The 21,143-nt window shown below is 59.0% G+C and carries 16 protein-coding genes; 12 read left to right on the top strand and 4 right to left on the bottom strand.

The window, feature by feature from the left end:
* Positions 1-57: 57 nt before the first annotated feature.
* The 3 genes from KL786_RS06190 (at position 58) to KL786_RS06200 (ending at position 6,203) form a co-directional block, all read left to right on the top strand.
* Positions 58-1,350 (top strand): glycosyltransferase, encoded by a 1,293-nt coding sequence (locus KL786_RS06190; protein ID WP_215517023.1) that lies wholly within the window; start codon positions 58-60, stop codon positions 1,348-1,350.
* A 72-nt stretch (positions 1,351-1,422) separates the two neighbouring features.
* Entirely contained in the window at positions 1,423-2,328 is a 906-nt protein-coding gene (locus tag KL786_RS06195) for an AraC family transcriptional regulator (RefSeq protein ID WP_215517024.1), read from the top strand.
* Positions 2,329-2,453: 125 nt separating this feature from the next.
* The gene (locus tag KL786_RS06200) at positions 2,454-6,203 is read left to right on the top strand and encodes a hypothetical protein (protein ID WP_215517025.1); all 3,750 of its coding nucleotides are present in this window, start codon (positions 2,454-2,456) and stop codon (positions 6,201-6,203) included.
* 89 nt (positions 6,204-6,292) lie between these two features.
* On the opposite strand, the gene KL786_RS29930 is transcribed toward KL786_RS06200, so the two are convergent.
* Positions 6,293-6,574, bottom strand: coding sequence for a chitin binding peritrophin-A domain-containing protein (locus KL786_RS29930; protein WP_353844645.1), 282 nt, complete (start codon positions 6,572-6,574; stop codon positions 6,293-6,295).
* A 261-nt stretch (positions 6,575-6,835) separates the two neighbouring features.
* On the opposite strand from KL786_RS29930, the gene KL786_RS06210 reads away from it, so the two are divergent.
* The 8 genes from KL786_RS06210 (at position 6,836) to KL786_RS06245 (ending at position 18,036) form a co-directional block, all read left to right on the top strand.
* On the top strand, positions 6,836-8,146 hold the full coding sequence (locus tag KL786_RS06210) for an ABC transporter substrate-binding protein (RefSeq protein ID WP_215517027.1): 1,311 nt from the start codon (positions 6,836-6,838) through the stop codon (positions 8,144-8,146).
* A gap of 162 nt (positions 8,147-8,308) precedes the next feature.
* Entirely contained in the window at positions 8,309-9,196 is an 888-nt protein-coding gene (locus KL786_RS06215; protein ID WP_215517028.1) for a carbohydrate ABC transporter permease, read from the top strand.
* A gap of 10 nt (positions 9,197-9,206) precedes the next feature.
* Entirely contained in the window at positions 9,207-10,037 is an 831-nt protein-coding gene (locus KL786_RS06220; protein WP_215517029.1) for a carbohydrate ABC transporter permease, read from the top strand.
* 28 nt (positions 10,038-10,065) lie between these two features.
* On the top strand, positions 10,066-11,169 hold the full coding sequence (locus KL786_RS06225; RefSeq protein ID WP_215517030.1) for an ABC transporter ATP-binding protein: 1,104 nt from the start codon (positions 10,066-10,068) through the stop codon (positions 11,167-11,169).
* 17 nt (positions 11,170-11,186) lie between these two features.
* On the top strand, positions 11,187-12,668 hold the full coding sequence (locus KL786_RS06230) for a mannitol dehydrogenase family protein (protein ID WP_215517031.1): 1,482 nt from the start codon (positions 11,187-11,189) through the stop codon (positions 12,666-12,668).
* A gap of 137 nt (positions 12,669-12,805) precedes the next feature.
* On the top strand, positions 12,806-14,287 hold the full coding sequence (xylB, locus tag KL786_RS06235) for a xylulokinase (RefSeq protein WP_215517032.1): 1,482 nt from the start codon (positions 12,806-12,808) through the stop codon (positions 14,285-14,287).
* 12 nt (positions 14,288-14,299) lie between these two features.
* Positions 14,300-15,241 carry a carbohydrate kinase family protein gene (locus tag KL786_RS06240; protein WP_215517033.1) on the top strand — a complete coding sequence of 314 codons (942 nt, stop codon included), beginning with the start codon at positions 14,300-14,302 and terminating at the stop codon, positions 15,239-15,241.
* A gap of 140 nt (positions 15,242-15,381) precedes the next feature.
* Entirely contained in the window at positions 15,382-18,036 is a 2,655-nt protein-coding gene (locus tag KL786_RS06245) for an autotransporter family protein (protein WP_215517034.1), read from the top strand.
* A gap of 6 nt (positions 18,037-18,042) precedes the next feature.
* On the opposite strand, the gene aqpZ is transcribed toward KL786_RS06245, so the two are convergent.
* Together aqpZ and KL786_RS06255 are read right to left on the bottom strand one after the other, a co-directional pair.
* On the bottom strand, positions 18,043-18,729 hold the full coding sequence (aqpZ, locus tag KL786_RS06250; protein ID WP_215517035.1) for an aquaporin Z: 687 nt from the start codon (positions 18,727-18,729) through the stop codon (positions 18,043-18,045).
* Between the two features lie 153 nt (positions 18,730-18,882).
* A complete protein-coding gene (locus tag KL786_RS06255; protein WP_065942995.1) occupies positions 18,883-19,140 on the bottom strand; it encodes a DUF1652 domain-containing protein in 258 nt (85 codons plus the stop codon).
* A gap of 198 nt (positions 19,141-19,338) precedes the next feature.
* On the opposite strand from KL786_RS06255, the gene eco reads away from it, so the two are divergent.
* The gene (gene eco, locus KL786_RS06260; protein WP_215517036.1) at positions 19,339-19,821 is read left to right on the top strand and encodes a serine protease inhibitor ecotin; all 483 of its coding nucleotides are present in this window, start codon (positions 19,339-19,341) and stop codon (positions 19,819-19,821) included.
* A 118-nt stretch (positions 19,822-19,939) separates the two neighbouring features.
* Here eco and ilvA read toward each other — a convergent pair whose 3' ends face one another.
* The gene (gene ilvA, locus KL786_RS06265) at positions 19,940-20,986 is read right to left on the bottom strand and encodes a threonine ammonia-lyase, biosynthetic (RefSeq protein ID WP_215517037.1); all 1,047 of its coding nucleotides are present in this window, start codon (positions 20,984-20,986) and stop codon (positions 19,940-19,942) included.
* Positions 20,987-21,143: the final 157 nt, after the last annotated feature.

Below are 21,143 nucleotides of genomic sequence, written 5' to 3' on the forward strand. Positions count from 1 at the left end.
CTGAGGTGCTGTGGTTTAATTACCGCGCTTTTGCCCTGCCCTTGAAGGAACCCACCGTTGAAGAATCAGCCTGCCATCCACGTTCTGGTCATTGGTTATGTCTGGCCGGAGCCACGCTCGTCGGCCGCTGGCGGACATATGATGCAGATCCTGGAGAGTTTTCTTACACAAGATTGGGAAATAACCTTCAGCAGCCCGGCGGCCATTGGCGAACATAAGGCCGACCTCGCGACACTCGGCATTCGCGAATGCGCTATCGAGCTCAATAACAGCAGTTTCGATGATTTTATCCACGAACTGGCCCCGGATATCGTGCTGTTCGACCGTTTCATGATGGAAGAGCAATTCGGCTGGCGAGTAGAAAAACACTGCCCCGATGCCTTGCGTGTGCTGGAAACCTCCGATTTGCAGAGCCTGCGCGACGCCCGCCACCAACGCCTGAAGGATTTCCTGAAACACTCGCCACAGGCCGATGACTTCAGCCCCTTGTTCGCTCCGGCCCTGGAAGAAGAATTCCAGTTGATGGCCGACACTGACCTGGCCAAGCGCGAGATTGCGGCGATCTACCGCTGTGATATCAGCCTGATGATTTCCGACGTCGAAATCCAACTGCTCACCGAACACTTCAAGGTGCCTGCCGCCCTGCTCCACTGGTGCCCGCTGATGGTCGACCCGCCCGCCGAAGCGTTTACACCCTACGAAGACCGCGCGCATTTCCTGAGCATCGGCAACTTCCGTCACGCGCCCAACTGGGATGCCGTGCTGTGGATGAAAAACAGTGTCTGGCCGTTGATTCGCCAGCACCTGCCCGGGGCGCAACTGCATGTCTATGGTGCCTACACACCGCCCAAGGCCACCGCTCTGCACAATCCGGCGCAAGGCTTTCATGTGATGAACTGGGCCGAGGATGCCCTGCAAGTGATGTCGGCAGCGCGCATCTGCCTGGCGCCGCTGCGTTTTGGCGCGGGGATCAAGGGCAAGCTAGCGGATGGCATGCTCTGTGGAACGCCCAGTGTCACCACGCCCATCGGCGCCGAAGGCATGAGCGACGAGCAGCCCTGGCCTGGGGTGATCGCCCAGAGTGCCGCAGCCCTGGCGGCCGCCGCCGTAACGCTGTACGAAGACCCGCAAGCCTGGACCATGGCCCAGCAACGTGGCAGGGAGCTGCTTGCCCAGCGCTACACCGCACACATCCACGGGCCGGCACTGGTCAAGCGCCTGCAACACTGTCGTGACGAATTGGCACAGCACCGGCGCAATAACTTTACCGGCAGCATGTTGCGCCACCATTTGCACAAAAGTACCCAATACATGGCGCAATGGATCGAGGCGAAAAACCGCGTGCTTTAAACACCCATGCTGGCGAGGTGGCACGCAACGGGGCATTATCGGCTGTGCAACCACAATAAAAGCGACGCCAGCATGACCCGAGCCGCGCGAATCACTGACCCTTCCTACGAGTTGATGGACGACCACAACGGCCTGTCCATCATCTATCGCCAGCACGGCTTCCCCTGCCCTCTGGTGCGCTGGCATTTTCACAAGGAGTACGAGCTGCACCTGATTGTGGCCAGTTCCGGCAAGGTGTTTATCGGCGACTATATCGGCAACTTCTACCCGCAAAGCCTGTTCCTCACTGGCCCCAACCTGCCCCACAACTGGATCAGCCAGGTGGAGGAAGACGAAGTGGTGCCCAAGCGCGACATGCTGGTGAATTTCACCGATGAGTTGCTGGGGGGCGGCAGCCAGATCTTCACTGAGCTCAAGAGCCTGGTACCGCTGCTGGAGCGGGCACAGTACGGCATCGAGTTTCGCTGTAAAAAAACCATCGCCCAGGCAATGACCCTGATGCAGCGCATCGAAGACGCCCAGGGCATGACGCGGCTGGGGCACTTTTTTATCTTGCTGGAGGCGCTCAGTACCTGTGAGGACTACCAGTTGTTATCAGCCGTGACCACGGCGCAACTGGCCGATGAGCACAGCATCGACCGCACCAACCGTGCGGTGGACTATATTTTTGCCCATTACGCCCGCGAGTTGCCCCTGGAGGAAGTCGCGCGCTACCTGGGGATGAAGCCAACCTACTTTTCCCGGGTGTTCAAGCAGGCCACCGGGCGCACCTTCGTCGAGTTCGTCAATCGCTTGCGCATCAGCAAATCCTGCGAGTTACTGGCCGATGGCGATAAAGCCGTGACCGATGTGTGCTTTGAGTCGGGGTTCAACAACATTTCCAATTTCAACCGCCGGTTCCAGCAGCTCAAGGGTATGACGCCTTCCCATTATCGGCGGCTGGCAGTACAGCGACTGACCGAGCAAAACCTGACCTGACCACCCCCTCCGAAGGCGTTAATCACGACCATTCGTCGCCACTGTTAATTTTGACAGTTTCACGCAGCACCTCCCCGGGTGTGTGATTCCTTTGTCCAGTTTTCCCTGCACAAGGATCTCCCGCGATGAAGAAGCCTGTGTCACCCACCTCGACCTCTTTGCTCCGTCTGCCTCATGACAATGGAACGTCTCGACCGGCCGATGATGACGAACTGGAGCCACCCTTCGTCAATGACCCGGTGCGCCCGCTACCGGGCGCTGCGTTCGGCCTGGGTCTCCAGGAAACCACGCCTTTTCTTGTGGTAAACATCCTACGCTGGCTGCAGTTCAACATCGGAGATAACTACAAGCTCTACATGGGCAGTGATCGCTTTGCCATTGCGGCGGGTGAGGTCAGGAGCGAGGATCTGGACGAGACGCAAGTACAGTTGGTAATCGCTGCGAACCCCAACCCCGGCGCGCCTCCCAATACACCGGTGGGCTTTGTCTATCCATGTTTTTGCGAGGTGATTCGATCAGGCAGCGGCACTATCAGTCGCTCTCCCAAACAAACCTGGTTTATCAAGTACACACGTCCAGGAGGGGTCAGTAGGGATCCAGCGCTGCCCTATCACACGGAGTTGATAATCCATCTGCCTCCAGATCTGGAGAACGGTGTGATCGACCGCGAGCGTGCAAGGCATGGGGTAGAGCTGAGAGTCAACAGCTACCCCAACATAAGTGAAGGCGACACGGTCGAGGTGTATTGGAACGGCACTAGCATAACTCTGACGATTGATCATGAGCATGTCATCGGCATCAAGTCGATTATCGTGTTGGTTCCTGAGTCAATTATCCTGCGCAAGCTCAACAACACGGCAATCATTCGCTTTCGACTCTATGACACAGTGTTCAACTTTTCCGGGCCAGAGCAGCAATGGTCACAGGCCCTGACGGTCAAGACCACGCTGGATCCTAGCAAGCTCGAAGCACCACACTTCGTGGTGGACGGGGATGTCGTCTACGCACTCAATCTTGATTTCCATGCAGACTTGACTTTCAACTTGGAAATGGTTGTTCCCAAAACGCTTCCAAATGGAACCGCGACACCCAGTGGTGCCTTGATAGTCATGAAATTGAAGTGGGAAGTTAATGGCTTGCCCTTTGAAAAGACATTGCCACCGGTTAAGGCCCGAATTGGTCTGTCGACCTTGGTCGACGTCGACCGTAAAGACCTTGAGGCAGTGATCAATAGCCACATGGATTTCGAATACACGCTGACAACCTCCACAGGTGTGTTCCTTGCCATATCCAATCCCCTGACTATTGGCGTCTCCGGTACGAACACTTCGATGCCTGCAATGCACATCGAGCAAGACGAGGGCGGCAACATCGACCCTGAACACCCTTTTATCAAAGTCTTTTTCCCGCGGTACACCCCTTACAACCGTAACTACAATGTGACGATGCGCATGGAGGCCATACGGTCAGGAGGCGGCCTGGTTTCCTATGAAGAGACACAATTGGCAGGTGCCGAGCCACCACCGGAGCGCTATCGCACTGTGCTCCAGGAGATTTTCGCTCGTTTCTTCGGCCTTGGCGCGGTCCGGGTGTTCTATCTTGTCGACGACGGCATGACGATACGCAAATCCGACGAACTGGTCGTAACCTTCGGTCCACGCTATGCCGAACTGCCGGCGCCGCAGATGCAATATGTCGATGAGTTCAACAATCTGGACCCGGATCGCATAAAAGGAGGCCAGCTCCAGGTAACGCTGCCGTACACGCGTACGTTCCTCGGCGATATTTTCAAGTGGGTATTGCTCGGAGCGAACAGCAGTGGTAGCGACAGTGGCGAGATCCCCCTCAATAGCGGGACGGCAGGCAAACTAGTGGTGTTTACGCTGTTAGAGGAGCTGATCTATGCCAGTTTGAATCGGGAAATACGCCTCAGCTATTCACTGGTATCCGCAACCGGCGGCGACACACGTTACTCAGAGGTCCTGGTTATCACAGTGGGGCAAGCCCTGGACCTGCTACGCCCTGAGGTGTTGCAAGCCCAGCGCTCCCCCGACCAGTTGGTGCCCGAGGCCGCCCTGAACGGCGCAACTATCGCTGTCACCTACCCACAAATGCTCCCCAGTCATCTTATCCGCGCCTGCTGGACCGGTATTCCCGAGATCGGTACCTATTGCGAAACGAAGGATGGCAACACCTCCAGAACCGTGCACTTCGAGGTGCCAGCAGAAGTCATTGGCGCCAACCTTACTGCATTTGGGCGCTATATCGAAGTGAAGTACACCGTATTGCTGGGCGCCCATCAAAAGCCATCGCAGGTACTGAACCTGTTTGTGTTACCACCTGTGCTCCCTCAACCCTACCTCGAAGGTCATACCGGCAGCGTACTGGATATCAGCAAATTGATCGGCAACGAACGGGCCCTGGTCGATCGCTGGAGCTTTATCAATCGTAATCAACGGATGTGGTTTGAACTGAGCGGCACCTATGCGAATGGCGCACCCTATAACGGCACGCTCTACAACGGCGACTTGGTGATGTATAGCGGCGAGCAGAACGGTATCCAGCCGCAGGCACCTATATTTGAACTGCGCCAAGCCAAGGATGGCACGCAATTGACCATGCGCTTCGGGGTGACATTTGACCGAACAGCCTCCTCGTCCAATGTCTTGTGGTTTCCAGAGCGCAGATACACCGTGCAGGCCATCCCTGCGGAATTTGCGGTGCCTACCTTGCTGGAGGCAACCGGTTCCGGCAACTCAGTGACGTTATTGCCGCTGAAGGTCACGTCCGGTGCAACGGTAGAAGTTGCCTATAGTCCGATGCCCACCACCGACAGTATCACGCTGGAGGTGTTGGGTGCCCCCGCGCCAGGCTCGGGGGAATTCGGCCCCAGATTTGGAGAAGCGGGTGGGACGGTCAGATTCAACCTGCCGGCGGGACTCTTTGCCGCAAACCTGGACAACCGCGACACGCTGCTCACCATGAGGTATTCCGTCATACGCAATGGCGTGACCCGGTCGTCAGCGGTGCTGATCGTGACGCTGAAGGCCATTCCAGTGACCGAATTGAGCAAAACCGTAATCCGCATCGATGAAGCGGCTAACGGCGTACTTAATGTGGACGAGTTGATTGGTGATGCAACGGTAAGGTTGGGGATCTGGCCGTTCATTGCCAGGGGCCAGCCGGTATGGCTGCGTTTTCTCGGTAACAAACCCGACGGTACGGCACACAACTTAACCCTGCTGGACGGTACCCAGGGTGCCCGGGTGACTGATGGGTGGTTGAACCAAGGGTATCAACTGCTGACGCTACTCAATACTTACCTGAGAGACCTGGGAAATGGCACTTTACTGACAATGCAGTTCAAAGTGGCCCTCAATCACAGTACCGATGAATGGACAGCGCTTGAGTTTCCAGTGGTTGCGTACTCCATCTTGAGCTTGCTGATCTCAGACAAAACGCCCTTTACCGGTGGGTTCATGAATGGTTGGATCAGCCAGTATCCCAAAGAGAAAAGCATCCAGCGCGAGGCGGACGGCAACTACTACCTACGGCACGGCCCTCTGACAGGAGATGGTGTCAGAATTTACAAAACCTATACCCCGGTCGACTATGGGTATTATCGAGTCAGGTTCAAATACAGGGTCAACAAGTTTGCCAGCATCGGCGGGCCAACCAGTATGTTCATTCATCTGGCTAATTTAACGCGCAACATTACCGTCAACAACCTCAATACATGGAACTATGTCGATGAATATCTGGGTTATTGGAAAGGCGGGAGTTTTCAAGCCTCAATAGCTGTTATGAATCCGACGACTGGCGGGATCTACGATATAGATGATGTCTGGATCCAACAGCGACACTTTCCGGGTTGAACTGCAGCAAACAAGGGGATAGGTGCAATGCACTTATCCCCTGTTTTTTTTGCGTTGATTCACCCAGCAGCCAGCGTTCTCCGAAACTGCTAAGGCCTTACACATGCCACCAGACGTTCGTCAAACTCCAGCCCGGTGGGACATGTATAAGGATACTGAATCCACCGTTGGATCGCTGAATTAAACACACATCGGTAGAACCCCCCCACTCTGTCAGTGCTTTTAAAATACCCCGCCTGAGTACAAGGAGGTTCTCGTGATTCGGGAGGTTTTGTTGTACAGGCACTGATAGAAATCGCCATGAGTAAGCCCAGTGCGATTTTATAGAGGGTGTGGTCTTTAGGGTTTACGCGGGAACAGTTCATAAGCATCTCCTGGTTAGGTTTTGCCAAACCATTAACCCTCTGCTGTTCCCTTGCGTCTACTGTCAGAAATAACAGGTCGCTGCTCTATGTGAGGTTTTGACTGCCCCGCAGGCTCAGTGCAAAAAAGTATCAGCCCAAGTGCTCCCAAGGATTTGTCACCACGCCTACAGCAGGCTGTAATCAACGCACACTCTTCCTGCTGCCATGGAAGACACAACAACAATAACTGTCCTTCTGCAGCCCCTCGGCGCAGAACTGGAGTGCGCGATGAATTTCACAGCAAAAGCACTGCTTGCCTGTACCTGCATGACCCTCAGCGCCGTCAGCCTTGGCGCACAAACCCTGACCATTGCCACCGTCAATAACAGCGACATGATTCGCATGCAAAAGCTCTCGAAAACCTTCGAGGCCGAGCATCCGGACATCAAGTTGAATTGGGTGGTGCTGGAAGAAAATGTCCTGCGCCAACGCCTGACCACGGATATCGCCACCCAGGGCGGGCAGTTCGATGTACTGACCATTGGCATGTACGAAGCCGCACTGTGGGGCGCCAAGGGCTGGCTGGAACCGATGAAGGATCTGCCGGCCTCCTACGACCTGGACGATGTTTTCCCTTCGGTACGCGACGGCCTTTCCGTCAAGGGCTCGCTGTACGCCCTGCCGTTCTATGCCGAAAGCTCCATCACCTACTATCGTACCGACCTGTTCAAGGCTGCCGGGCTGACCATGCCTGAACATCCGACCTGGGTGCAGATTGGCGAGTTTGCGCAAAAGCTCACCGACAAGAGCAAGGAGCAATACGGCCTGTGCCTGCGCGGCAAGGCCGGCTGGGGCGAGAACATGGCGCTGATCGGCACATTGGCCAATGGCTATGGTGCACGCTGGTTCGATGAGAAATGGCAGCCCGAATTCAACGGCCCCGAGTGGAAGGATGCGCTGAACTTCTACGTGGACAACATGAAGAAGTCCGGCCCGCCGGGCGCGTCCAGCAACGGTTTCAATGAAAACCTGGCGCTGTTCAACAGTGGCAAGTGCGCGATCTGGGTGGATGCCAGCGTCGCCGGTTCGTTCGTTACCGACAAAACCCAGAGCAAGGTCGCCGATCACGTCGGCTTCACCTTTGCCCCGCAACAGGTCACCGACAAGGGCACCTCGTGGCTGTATTCCTGGTCGCTGGCGATCCCCACCAGCTCCAAGGCCAAGGATGCCGCCAAGGTCTTCAGTGCCTGGGCGACGTCCAAGGAGTACGGTGCGCTGGTGGCCAAGACCGATGGCATCGCCAATGTCCCGCCAGGCACCCGCGCCTCGACCTATAGCGAGGCGTACATGCAGGCCGCGCCCTTTGCCAAGGTGACGTTGGAGTCACTGAAAGTTGCGGACCCGACCAACCCGACCCTCAAGCCGGTGCCCTATATCGGCATCCAGTTGGTGACCATTCCTGAATTCCAGGCCATTGGCACCCAGGTGGGCAAATTCTTCTCCGGCGCCCTGACCGGCCAGCAGACGGTGGACCAGGCCCTGGCTGCCGCACAGACCACCACCGAGCGGGAAATGAAGCGGGCCGGCTACCCCAAATAACCCAGCCTTAACACTGTAAATGTGGGAGCTGGCTTGCCTGCGATAGCGGTCGATCAATCAACTGATTTATCTACTGACAGGTCGCCATCGCAGGCAAGCCAGCGCCTACATTGACCGCATTCCAAGGCGGATTCTGTCGGCCTCCAATGGGTTCTGATTGTCATGAATACTTCTAAAAACCGCCTGCTCAACCCAGGCTGGTTCCTCGTCAGCCCCTCGGTAGCCCTGTTGCTGCTGTGGATGATCGTGCCCCTGGGCATGACCCTGTACTTTTCATTGATCCGCTACAACCTGCTCTACCCCGGCGAAAACCAATTCGTGGGCCTGGAGAACTTCACTTACTTCATCACCGATTCGGGCTTCCTGCCCGGTGCCACCAATACCCTATTGCTGGTGGGCAGCGTGCTGTTGATCAGCGTGGTGCTGGGGGTGTTGATCAGTGCGTTGCTGGAGGCCAGCGAGTTTTTTGGCCGTGGGCTGGTGCGGGTGCTGCTGATCTCGCCGTTCTTCATCATGCCCACCGTCGGTGCGCTGATCTGGAAAAACCTGATTTTCCACCCGGTGTCCGGCGTGCTGGCCGCCCTGTGGAAGCTGTTTGGCGCGCAGCCGGTGGACTGGCTGGCGCACTACCCGCTGCTGTCGATCATCATCATTGTGTCCTGGCAATGGCTGCCCTTCGCGATCCTGATCCTGATGACCGCCATGCAGTCCCTGGACCAGGAGCAAAAAGAAGCGGCGCGCCTGGACGGTGCCGGCCCGATTGCGATCTTCTGGCACTTGACCCTGCCGCACCTGGCACGGCCCATCGCCGTCGTGGTGATGATCGAGACCATCTTCCTGCTCTCGGTGTTCGCCGAAATCTTTACCACCACCAACGGCGGCCCCGGCTACGCCTCGACCAACCTTGCCTACCTGATCTACAACCAGGCGCTGGTGCAGTTCGATGTGGGCATGGCTTCGGCAGGCGGCTTGATTGCCGTGGTCATTGCCAATATCGCGGCGATCATCCTGGTGCGGATGCTCGGCAAAAACCTGACTGACAAGCCTTGAGGGCCGCGCCATGACACTTCAACAATCCCGCCGCCTGCAAAGCTTGTTGCTCGGCACTCTGGCCTGGGCCATCGCGATCGTGATTTTCTTCCCGATCTTCTGGATGGTGCTCACCAGTTTCAAGACCGAAATCGATGCGTTTGCCACGCCGCCGCAGTTCATTTACACGCCAACCCTTGAGAACTATCTGCACATCAACGAGCGCAGCAACTATTTCAGCTATGCCTGGAACTCGGTGTTGATTTCCTTCAGCGCGACCGCCTTGTGCCTACTGATTGCGGTGCCTGCGGCCTACTCCATGGCGTTCTACGAAACCCAGCGCACCAAGGGCACGCTGCTGTGGATGCTGTCGACCAAAATGCTGCCACCGGTGGGGGTGCTGATGCCGATCTACCTGCTGGCCAAGAGCATGGGCCTGCTGGACACGCGCCTTGCGCTGATCATCATCTACACCCTGATCAACCTGCCGATTGTGGTGTGGATGGTTTACACCTACTTCAAGGACATTCCCAAGGACATCCTCGAAGCCGCACGCCTGGATGGCGCCACGCTGTGGCAGGAAATGGTGCGGGTATTGCTGCCCATCGCCAAGGGCGGCCTGGCCTCCACCGTGCTGCTGTCACTGATCCTGTGCTGGAACGAGGCGTTCTGGTCACTGAACCTGACCTCGTCCAACGCCGCGCCATTGACCGCGCTGATTGCCTCCTACTCCAGCCCCGAAGGCTTGTTCTGGGCCAAATTGTCCGCCGTCTCGACCCTGGCCTGCGCGCCGATCCTGATCTTCGGCTGGATCAGCCAGAAGCAACTGGTGCGCGGCCTGTCCTTTGGCGCTGTGAAATAACGACCCCTATAAAAAATGGAGGCCCATCATGGCCAACCTGAAAATCAAGAATTTGCAAAAAGGCTTCGAAGGTTTTTCCATCATCAAGGGCATCGACCTGGAAGTGAACGACAAGGAATTCGTAGTCTTCGTCGGGCCGTCCGGGTGTGGCAAGTCCACCCTGCTGCGCCTGATTGCCGGCCTTGAGGAAGTCACCGAGGGCACCATCGAACTGGATGGCCGTGACATCACCGAAGTGACCCCGGCCAAGCGCGACCTGGCCATGGTGTTCCAGACCTACGCCCTGTACCCGCATATGAGCGTGCGCAAGAACATGTCGTTTGCCCTGGACCTGGCCGGCGTCGACAAACAGATCGTCGACAGCAAAGTCAGTGAGGCTGCCCGCATCCTTGAGCTGGGCCCGTTGCTGGAGCGCAAGCCCAAGCAGTTGTCTGGCGGCCAGCGCCAACGTGTGGCCATTGGCCGGGCGATTGTGCGCAACCCGAAAATCTTCCTGTTCGATGAACCGCTGTCCAACCTCGACGCGGCGCTGCGCGTGCAAATGCGCCTGGAACTGGCGCGCCTGCATAAAGAACTGCAAGCGACGATGATTTACGTAACCCACGACCAAGTCGAAGCCATGACCCTCGCCGACAAAGTGGTGGTGCTCAACAGCGGCCGCATCGAACAGGTCGGCTCCCCCCTGGAGTTGTACCACCAGCCGGCCAACCTGTTTGTCGCAGGCTTCCTGGGGACGCCGAAAATGGGCTTTCTCAAAGGCCAGGTCACGCGTGTCGATGGCCAGGGCTGCGACGTACAGCTGGATGCCGGCACCCTGATCAGCCTGCCGTTGAGCGGCGCCAGCTTGAGCGCGGGCAGTGCGGTAACCCTGGGCATCCGCCCCGAGCACCTGGAACTCGCCGCGCCGGGCGATACCACCCTGACCGTCACCGCCGATGTGGGCGAGCGCCTGGGCAGCGACACGTTCTGCCATGTGCTCACCAGCAGCGGTGAGCCGCTGACCCTGCGCATTCGTGGCGACATGGCCAGCCAATATGGCGAGACGCTGCAACTGCATCTGGACCCGGCGCACTGCCATCTGTTCGACACCGCGGGTGTTGCCGTGGCTCGTCCACTGCGCGCTGCCGCCTGATTTCGCGAGAACCTTTGATGAAACTGAACAAGCAAAACCTCACGCAGCTCGCGCCGCAAGTCCGCCTGCCGGCCTACGCCATTGCTGATACCCGCCAGGGCATCGCCCATATCGGGGTTGGCGGTTTCCACCGCGCGCACCAGGCGTATTACACCGATGCCTTGATGAATACCGGCGAGGGCCTGGACTGGAGCATCTGCGGTATCGGCCTGCGCGCTGAGGACCGCAAGGCGCGAGATGACCTGGCTGGCCAGGACTATCTGTTTACCCTGTTTGAGCTGGGCGACACCGACGATACCGAAGTACGCGTGATCGGCGCCATCAGCGATATGCTGCTGGCCCAGGACGGTGCCCAGGCCCTGATCGACAAACTGGCCAGCCCAGAGATTCGTATCGTGTCGCTGACCATCACCGAGGGCGGCTACTGCATCGACGACAGCAATGGCGAGTTCATGGCCCACCTGCCGCAGATCCAGCATGACCTGGCCCACCCCGACGCGCCCCAAACCGTGTTCGGTTTTATCTGCGCGGCCCTGACCCAGCGCCGCGCTGCAGGTATTCCAGCCTTTACCCTGATGTCCTGCGATAACCTGCCCCATAACGGCGCCGTGACTCGCAAGGCACTGCTGGCCTTCGCGGCGCTGCACAATGCTGACCTGCATGACTGGATCAAGGAAAATGTGAGTTTCCCCAACGCCATGGTCGACCGCATCACGCCGATGACCAGCACTGCACATCGTCTGCAACTGCATGATGAACACGGCATCGACGATGCCTGGCCGGTGGTGTGCGAGCCCTTTGTGCAATGGGTGCTGGAAGACAAGTTCGTCAACGGCCGCCCGGCCTGGGAACAGGTGGGGGTGCAGTTCACCGACGACGTCACGCCTTATGAAGAAATGAAGATCGGCCTGCTCAACGGCAGCCATCTGGCCCTGACCTACCTGGGCTTTCTCAAGGGCTATCGGTTTGTCCACGAGACCATGAACGACCCGCTGTTTGTCGCGTATATGCGTGCTTATATGGACCTGGACGTGACGCCCAACCTGGCGCCCGTACCGGGTATCGACCTGGGCGACTACAAGCAGACCCTGGTAGACCGCTTCTCCAACCAGGCGATTGCCGATCAGTTGGAGCGCGTATGTTCCGATGGCTCATCGAAGTTTCCCAAGTTCACCGTACCGACCATCAACCGCTTGATCGCCGATGGCCGCGAAACTGAACGGGCAGCACTGGTGGTGGCGGCCTGGGCCTTGTATTTGCAGGGTGTGGATGAGAACGGCGTACGCTACCGGATCCCCGACCCTCGTGCGGACTTCTGCCGGGCGCTGGTGGCGGACGATGCGTTGATCAGCCAGCGGTTGCTGAGCGTTGAAGAGATTTTTGGTACGGCGATTCCCAACTCACCCGCGTTTGTGGCAGCGTTTGAACGGTGTTTTGCCAGTTTGCGTGACAAGGGTGTCGCAGAGACCCTGAAGCAGCTGCTCGCCAACGTTCACTGACACAACTTGGGCAAAATAATGTGGGAGCGGGCTTGCTCGCGAAAGCAGTGGGTCAGCTGATAAATGTTTGACTGAAACGCCGCTTTCGCGAGCAAGCCCGCACACACATTTTGACCGCGCCCCATTGAGCGATAACTATGATCCGACAATCTCTGTTCCTCGGCATCGACTGCGGTACCCAAGGCACCAAGGCCATTGTCCTCGACGCTGCCAGCGGCAAGGTGCTAGGCCTGGGCGCCGCTGCGCACACCCTGATCAGCGGCGCCAATGGTCGTCGCGAGCAGCCCCCCCAGGAATGGCTCGATGCCTTTACCGAAGCCACCCACCGCGCCTTGCAACAGGCCGGTGTGGACGGCCAGGACATCCTCGGCATTGGCGTTTCCGGCCAGCAACATGGCCTGGTGCTGCTGGACGACAATGGCCGGGTACTGCGCCCGGCCAAACTGTGGTGCGACACCGAGACCAGCGCCGAAAACCAGCGATTGCTGCAGTACCTGGGCGGTGAAAGCGGCTCACTGGAGCGCCTGGGCGTCGCGATTGCACCGGGTTACACCGTGTCCAAGCTGTTGTGGACCCTGGAGCAGCACCCGGATGTTTTCGCGCGTATTGCACATATCCTGCTGCCCCACGACTACCTCAACTATTGGCTCACCGGCCGGGCCTGCGCCGAGTATGGCGATGCCTCGGGCACCGGTTATTTCAATGTGCGCACCCGGCAATGGGACCTGCCCTTGCTGCGGCATATCGATGCCAGCGGGCGCCTGGAGGCCGCGTTACCCCCACTGATCGAAGCCGATCAGACGCTGGGCAGCATTCTGCCGGCCGTTGCCGAGCGCCTCGGTATCAACCCCAATGCCATTGTGTCCAGTGGTGGCGGCGACAATATGATGGGAGCCATTGGTACCGGCAATATCGCGCCGGGGGTGATTACCATGAGCCTGGGCTCATCGGGCACTGTCTATGCCTTCGCCGAGCAGCCAAATGTCAGCGCCCAGGCCTCGGTAGCGACGTTCTGTTCATCCAGTGGCGGTTGGCTGCCGCTGATCTGCACCATGAACCTGACCAATGCCACCGGCGTTATCCGCGAGCTGTTCGAATTGGACTTGGTGGCGTTCAACGCCCTGGTGGCCCAGGCCCCGATCGGCGCCGAGGGCGTCAGCATGCTGCCATTCCTCAATGGCGAGCGCGTGCCTGCCCTGCCCCACGCCACTGGCAGCCTGCACGGCCTGACCATGACCAACCTGACCCGTGGCAACCTGTGCCGTGCGGTGGTCGAAGGCACCACTTTTGGCTTGCGCCAAGGTCTTGACCTGTTGCGCGAGACCGGCCTGCACAGCCAAAGTATCCGCCTGATCGGCGGCGGTTCAAAAAGCCCGGTGTGGCGGCAGATGGTCGCCGATATCATGGACACCGACGTGGTCTGCACCGAACAAAGCGAAGCAGCGGCCCTGGGCGCGGCGATACAGGCGGCGTGGTGCCAGTCCGGCGAAAGCCTTGAGGCGTTGTGTGCACGTTGCGTCAGCGTCGACCCGGCGAGCCGCACCCAACCCGTCGCCGCCAGCGTCGTGGCTTATCAGCAGGCCTATGAGCGCTATCAACAGCACGTGGCAACCCTTTAAGAGCGAATAACTATGTATCTGGTGTGTGGCGAAGCGCTGTTTGATTTTTTCAGCGAAGAGGATGCCAGCGGACAGGCCTCCAAAGTCAATTTCAAGGCCATTGCCGGCGGCTCGCCGTTTAACGTCGCCGTCGGCTTGCGTCGCCTGGGGATCGACGCGGGCCTGTTCGCCGGTTTGTCCAGCGACTACCTGGGCCAGCGCCTGCGCCAGGTCCTCAGGGACGAAGGTGTGCGCGACGATTACCTGGTTGAGTTTGCCGCACCGACCACCCTGGCGATGGTTGCCCTGGGAGCCAATGGATCACCGCAATACAGCTTCCGCGGCGAAGGCTGTGCGGATCGGCAATTGCAGATCGAGCATCTGCCCGTCCTTGATGCGCAGGTGCGCGGCCTGCATTTCGGCTCGTTCTCCCTGGTGGTGCAGCCGGTGGCCGACAGCCTGCTGGCGTTGGTCCGCCGGGAAAGCGGCAAACGCCTGATCAGCCTCGATCCGAATGTGCGCCTCAATCCCGAACCCAACATCGAGTTGTGGCGCCAGCGGGTTGCAGAGCTGGTGCAACATGCCGACCTGATCAAGGTCAGCGACGAAGACCTGCACCTGCTCTACCCCGGCCAGGCGCCAGAAAGCGTGCTGCAAGGCTGGTTTCAGCACCGCTGCCAACTGATTTTCCTCACCCGTGGCGGTGACGGGGCCAGCGTGTTCAGCCGCCAGCATGGCAGTTGGTCGGCTCCCGCAGTCAAGGTGGTGATGGCCGACACGGTAGGCGCTGGCGATACCTTCCAGGCAGCCTTGATTGCCTGGCTGACCGAGCAGCAACTGGATTCGGTCGAAGGTCTGCGCAGCCTTGCCAAGGAGCAGATCGACGCCATGCTCAAGTTCGCCATTCGTGCCGCAGCGTTGACGTGTGGCAAGACAGGGCCCGACCTACCCTATCGCCAGCAATTAAACGAATAACCCCTCAAGCAGTCTCACAACGCCATCACTGAAAGCCACGATTTACGTGGCTTTCAGCCGTTTCTTAAACATTGCCAGTCGCCGCAAACTGTACTAGACCTTTACAGCGTGCAGTTTTCCTACAAAGACAAGGACGACCGATGAGCAATGACCACTTCTCTATCAAACCCGCCGTTTTTGTGGTCGGCATCCTTTCACTGCAAACCCCGGCACAAGCCGCCTGCGTCTTCGCCCCAAGCGCCGGTGACGACAGCTATACCTGCGACAGCGACACCTCCGCAGCAGGCCTGGTCGACTTGTCCGGCAACAACACCTTGACCCTGCCTGCGGGCGGCTCGGGCACCGTCAATGGCGACGTGGTGTTTGGCGCGGGCGACGATGGGGTCGCGATAAATTCCGGGCGTATCGTCGGTTCGGTGACTCAGGGCGACGGCGCCGATCGCCTCCAGATCAGCGCCGGTACCGTCACCGGAACGGTCTCCCAAGGCAACGGCATCGACGACTTCGTGATGAGTGGCGGGCAGATCCAGGCCCTGGCCCAGGGCGATGGCCGCGATACGTTCCGCATGTTGGGCGGCACCATCGTCGGCGCGTTTGAAGACGGCGATGTCGCCAGTCAGACCGCCGGGACTATCGGCCGGGTGGATATGAAGCTGGACAACAATATCTATGACATGTCCGGTGGCGCCATCCTTGGCAACCTGGTGACCGGCTTTGGTACTGACTGGATCCGCGTGACCGGCGGCAGTATTGGCGGCAACATCAGCGTCAGCGGCGGCAATGACACCATTATCGTCAGCGGCGGCGTGATCAATGGCGAGATACGCGCCAGCGTGGGCAACGACACCTTGGAATGGCGCGCGGGTGGTCAGATCAAGTCTGCCATCTTGATGGGCGACGGTGATGACACTGCGTTGCTGGCTGGCCTGGGTGCCAGCCAACTGGCTGGCACACCGTCGATAGATGGTGGCCTGGGCAATGATCGATTGACCTTCGACAACACCACTTCGAGTAACGCCGGCCGCTATATCGGCTGGGAAACCTTCGACCTCAACAATGGCTCGCGCCTGGACCTGGCGGGGGATCTGTTCCTGGGCGATAGCGCCAGCGGCACCGGGGTGTTCTCCATCGACAACAGCAGCGTGCTGGCGGTGACCCAAGGCAGTGTCCGGCCCTATACCGCCGGCCAACTGGCGACGGTCAATAACGCCGGGACCATCGATATGACCAGCGCCAGCAACAGCGCCACGGATTCGCTGACGGTGTACGGTAATTATGTCGGCAACAATGGCCAACTGTGGCTGCAAACAGTGCTGGGTGACGAGACTTCGGCCAGTGACAAGCTGGTGGTATCCCAAGGTGCGATCAGCGGCAATACCCAACTGGCGGTGAGCAACCTTGGTGGCCTGGGTGGGCTGACCCGCAACAACGGGATTGAAGTGGTGCAGGCGCTTAACGGCGCAACCAGCACTACCGATGCCTTTGCCCTCAAAGGCGCGGTGTCTGCCGGGGCCTATGAGTATTTCCTGTTCAAAGGTGGCGTAACCGCCGGTTCAGAGAACAACTGGTACCTGCGCTCCTCCGTGGTCGCCGTCCAGCCTCCCGCCGTGCCAACGCCGCCAGTGGTTCCACCGGTGATCGTTCCGGAACCACCGATCCCGGCCGTGCCGCCGGTGGTCGATCCTGACGAGCCACCGGTGGAACCTCCCACAGATCAGCCTGTGGCACCGGTCGAGCCTCCGGCTCCACCACCGACCACCGTACCGGCTGAAACCTCGCCGGCACCCGCCGTTACCACACCGCCCTTGCCTACCGCTGTTGCTGGCGCGGAGCCGATCCCGCTGTATCGCGTCGAAGTGCCGGTGTACTCGGTGGTGGTGCCGGCGGCCCAGCGCATGACCTTGCAAGCACTTGGCACCTTCCATGATCGCCAGGGCGAGCAAAGCCTGTTGGGCGAAACCGGCACGGTTCCTGCTGGTTGGGGCCGGGCCTATGGCAGCGACTTGCGGCTGAGTTGGTCGGGCACGGTGTCGCCGAGTTTCGACGGCAGCCTCAAGGGCTATCAGGTGGGCCATGATCTGTACGCCTCGGCAACCGATGACGGGCAAATCCAGCGCTTGGGACTGTTTATCGGTCAGAGCCGCTTGCAAGGCGATGTCAAAGGTTTTGCCTTGGGTTTTGAGGACCAGCGTTCCGGGCAAGTCAAACTCACCGGCGACAACTATGGCGCTTACTGGACGCTGACCGATCCAAAGGGCTGGTACGTGGACCTGGTGGCCATGGGCACGCGCCTGGACGGTGATAATAAATCCGAGCGCGGGATAAAAATGGATACCAAAGGCCATGCGCTGGCCTTGTCTGCCGAAGCGGGCTACCCGTTTGCCGTTTCCGCGAACTGGGTGGTGGAGCCGCAAGCCCAGGTGATCCACCAACAGATTGACCTGGACCGCCAGAACGACGGGATCTCCAGTGTGTCCTTCGACTCCCAGGATTACTGGACAGGACGCGTGGGTGCACGCTTGAAAGGCCGCTACTTGCTGCAAGACACCCCTGTCGAACCTTATCTGCGGGTCAACGCTTGGCGCACCTTCGGTGGCAGCGACACGGTGACTTACGATGACGTTGACCGGATCAAAAGTGACCACAAATCGGCCTATGCTGATCTTGGCGTCGGCGTGGTCGCCAAACTGTCCTCCAGCGTCAGCGTGTACGTGGCCGCTGATTACAGCACCCAACTGGACACCAACACACAGGAAGGCGTGAGCGGCAATGCTGGCATCCGGATGAGTTGGTAGCCCGGCTCACGGCCGTTCCCGTATGGCCCTGGCTACCACGGCGCCGACAATGCCACCCGCCAACGGCGCCAGCCAGAACAGCCAGAGCTGCATCAGGTAATCGGTGCCGGCAAACAATGCGGCCCCGGTGCTGCGCGCCGGGTTGACCGACGTATTGGTCACAGGTATCGACACCAGGTGAATCAGGGTCAGCGTCAGGCCAATGGCAATCGGTGCAAACCCCTGAGTCGCCCCAGGCGCCGTGGTTCGCATGACGATGAACACCAGGAAGAACGTCGACACCGTTTCCACCACCACTGCGGCCAACAAGCTGTACTGCCCCGGGCTCAAGTGACCATAGCCATTGGCGGCGAATTCGCCTATTTCAAACCCCGGCCTGCCGCTGGCAACCAGCGCCAGTATCGCCGCGGCAACAGTCGCACCGGCTACCTGGGCGATGATGTAGGGCAATACATCCAGCCCTGGCAGTCGTCCGCCAACCCACAGGCCGACGGTCACCGCCGGGTTGAAATGTGCACCGCTGATGCTACCCACCGCGTAAGACATGGTCAGCACACTCAAGCCAAACGCCAATGCCACGCCGGCAAAACCGATCCCCAGTCCGGGAAACGCCGCCGACAGGATGGCGCTGCCACAACCGCCGAAAGTCAACCAGAAGGTACCGAGAAACTCTGCTGCGATTTTTTGTTGCACGCACTACCTCCCCAGATGTGGGGAAACAGTAACAAGGAGATAGGAGTGAGCCGTATCGGAATTGTCTGAGGCTGGCAGTGTCCACGCAGATAATGCTGGGCCTGGGGTTATCCAGGCCCGCAAACTGTCATGACACCGCCTACAGCGTGCTGATCAGTAAAATCTCGCGCCGGCCCTGCGTGGGGCGGGTGCGTGGGCGTGCTTGAGGTCTTCACGCAACTCAGTGATCAGATTGCAAATGGCCCGACTGCTGTCGAGCTTGTCGGCCTGGATGCCGGTGACGGTCAGGTCTGTACCGTCATCGTCGTAGACTTTGATCGTCAGCGACGCATCCTCGGCCTTGATGCATTCACAACGTTTCGGCAGAAAACTTCCTTCAATAATGCTGCGCAGTTCCAGTTCCGAAAGCATGGCTACCTCTCCTTATTATCAATATTCACCTGCTGGCAAACGCCTTCAACCCACTAGCCTACTCCCCGGGTCCGAGCGCGTTGGATCCTTTTCTCATAAGCAGCGACGATGCTTATATAAGTTGTAGGGCAATTTGCAGCCTGGGCCGTAGGCTGGCATCGTGTTCGGGTTTTTCATCCTTCCAGACAAGGACGCCCCATGAACTTCCCTCTGCTCAATACCCTCGCCCTCCTTGGCCTTGCAGCCTGTTGCGCCCAGGCCAATGCGGCAAAACTTGAAGACATTGCACCTTACCCCAAGGCTGATGCCGGTTATGTGCGCCAAGTCATCCACCTGGTCGCAAAGCCGCAGGAGCAGGACTTCAAGGTCGAGATCCTGGCCGGCAAGACCTTGACCGTAGACTGCAACCAACAACGCCTGGGCGGTGTGCTGGAAGAAAAGAACCTCGAAGGCTGGGGCTATCCGTTCTACCGGCTGGAGAAGGTCAACGGCCCCATGAGCACGCTGATGGCCTGCCCCGACGGCAAGACCCGCAAGGACTTTGTGCCGGTAGTCGGTGACGGTTTTGTACTGCGTTACAACAGCAAGCTGCCCATCGTTGTATATGTTCCAAAAGATGTCGAAGTGCGTTACCGCATCTGGTCGGCATCGGCCACCGTCGAGAAGGCCAGTGTGCAATAACGCAGCCAGTCAACGCCGCAGATCAAATGCGGGAGCTGGCTTGCCTGCGATGGTCGTTAACGATGACGTTGGCCATCTGACACCCCGAGGTGTTTTTGCTGGCGCCATCGTAGCCTCGCTAAAGCTCGACAACTCCCACATTCAATCTGTGCTCTTGCGCCGCCACCCGTTCGGCAACGTGACGCAAACTGTCAAAGTTGATATTGGCCCCGGAGTTGATCGCCACCAGCGTCTGCCCCTGGGCCCCGGTACGTGCCACGTAGCGGCGGATTCCGGCAACCGCCAGCGCGCCTGATGGCTCGGTGATGGAGCGGGTATCGTCGTAGATCAACTTGATCGCACTGCACAGTTCATCGTTGCTGACGGTGATGACCTCATCGACGTACTGGCGGCAGATTTCAAAACCGTAGGCGCCGATCTGTGCGACGGCGGTGCCATCGGCGAAGCTGTCCACGCTGGGCAATACCACCCGCTCGCCTGCGCGCAGGGCTGCCAGCAGGCAACTGGAGCCTTCCGGTTCCACGCCAATGACCCGCACCTCTGGGCGTAAATACTTGATGTAGGCAGCGATCCCGGCAATCAAGCCACCACCGCCCACCGGCACAAAAATCACGTCCAGCGCACCTTGTTGCTGGCGCAGGATTTCCATGGCGACCGTGCCTTGGCCGGCGATCACATCCGGATCGTCGAACGGCGAAACAAAGGTACCGCCCGACTGTTCGGCCAACTGCAATGCATGGGCCAAGGCAAACGGGAAACTGGCCCCGTGCAGCACCGCGTCGGCGCCTCGCGAGCGCACGCCCAGCACTTTTAATTCAGGCGTGGTGCACGGCATCACGATGGTCGCCTTGATCCCCAGTTCACGCGCCGCCAGTGCCACGCCCTGGGCGTGGTTACCCGCCGATGCAGTGATTACCCCGCGTTCTTTTTGCAGATCCGTAAGCTGCACCAGTTTGTTGTAAGCGCCGCGGATCTTGAAGGAAAACGTCGGCTGCAAGTCTTCGCGCTTGAGCAGGACCTGATTGCCAAGCAACGCGGATAGCGCCGGGGCCGGCTGCAAGGGAGTGCGCACGGCCAGGTCGTAGACCGGTGCGGCGAGGATTTTCTTTACATAATGCTCAAGCAATCCATCGTCGGCGTTGGGCTGCGGCAGCGGGCTACTCATGGGTGTCTCCTGACGTTTAGCAGAGCCCAGGAGACGGAAAAACAAAACCCGCCTCTAGGGCGGGTTTGGGTACAGCCGAGCGCTATCCCGCCAAATGAGGAATGGCGGTAATAATGCTTGGCTGGGAACGATAGGTTTGAAATGTCATGAAGCGAAA

This window comes from Pseudomonas sp. TAE6080 (genome assembly GCF_018732265.1).
Lineage (GTDB): Bacteria > Pseudomonadota > Gammaproteobacteria > Pseudomonadales > Pseudomonadaceae > Aquipseudomonas > Aquipseudomonas brenneri.

Coding starts and splice junctions, on each gene's coding strand:
- KL786_RS06195 (WP_215517024.1), top strand. CDS start 1,423: ATGACCCGAGCCGCGCGAATCACTGACCCTTCCTACGAGTTGATGGAC.
- KL786_RS06200 (WP_215517025.1), top strand. CDS start 2,454: ATGAAGAAGCCTGTGTCACCCACCTCGACCTCTTTGCTCCGTCTGCCT.
- KL786_RS29930 (WP_353844645.1), bottom strand. CDS start 6,574: ATGCTTATGAACTGTTCCCGCGTAAACCCTAAAGACCACACCCTCTAT.
- KL786_RS06210 (WP_215517027.1), top strand. CDS start 6,836: ATGAATTTCACAGCAAAAGCACTGCTTGCCTGTACCTGCATGACCCTC.
- KL786_RS06215 (WP_215517028.1), top strand. CDS start 8,309: ATGAATACTTCTAAAAACCGCCTGCTCAACCCAGGCTGGTTCCTCGTC.
- KL786_RS06220 (WP_215517029.1), top strand. CDS start 9,207: ATGACACTTCAACAATCCCGCCGCCTGCAAAGCTTGTTGCTCGGCACT.
- KL786_RS06225 (WP_215517030.1), top strand. CDS start 10,066: ATGGCCAACCTGAAAATCAAGAATTTGCAAAAAGGCTTCGAAGGTTTT.
- KL786_RS06230 (WP_215517031.1), top strand. CDS start 11,187: ATGAAACTGAACAAGCAAAACCTCACGCAGCTCGCGCCGCAAGTCCGC.
- xylB (WP_215517032.1), top strand. CDS start 12,806: ATGATCCGACAATCTCTGTTCCTCGGCATCGACTGCGGTACCCAAGGC.
- KL786_RS06240 (WP_215517033.1), top strand. CDS start 14,300: ATGTATCTGGTGTGTGGCGAAGCGCTGTTTGATTTTTTCAGCGAAGAG.
- KL786_RS06245 (WP_215517034.1), top strand. CDS start 15,382: ATGAGCAATGACCACTTCTCTATCAAACCCGCCGTTTTTGTGGTCGGC.
- KL786_RS06255 (WP_065942995.1), bottom strand. CDS start 19,140: ATGCTTTCGGAACTGGAACTGCGCAGCATTATTGAAGGAAGTTTTCTG.
- eco (WP_215517036.1), top strand. CDS start 19,339: ATGAACTTCCCTCTGCTCAATACCCTCGCCCTCCTTGGCCTTGCAGCC.
- ilvA (WP_215517037.1), bottom strand. CDS start 20,986: ATGAGTAGCCCGCTGCCGCAGCCCAACGCCGACGATGGATTGCTTGAG.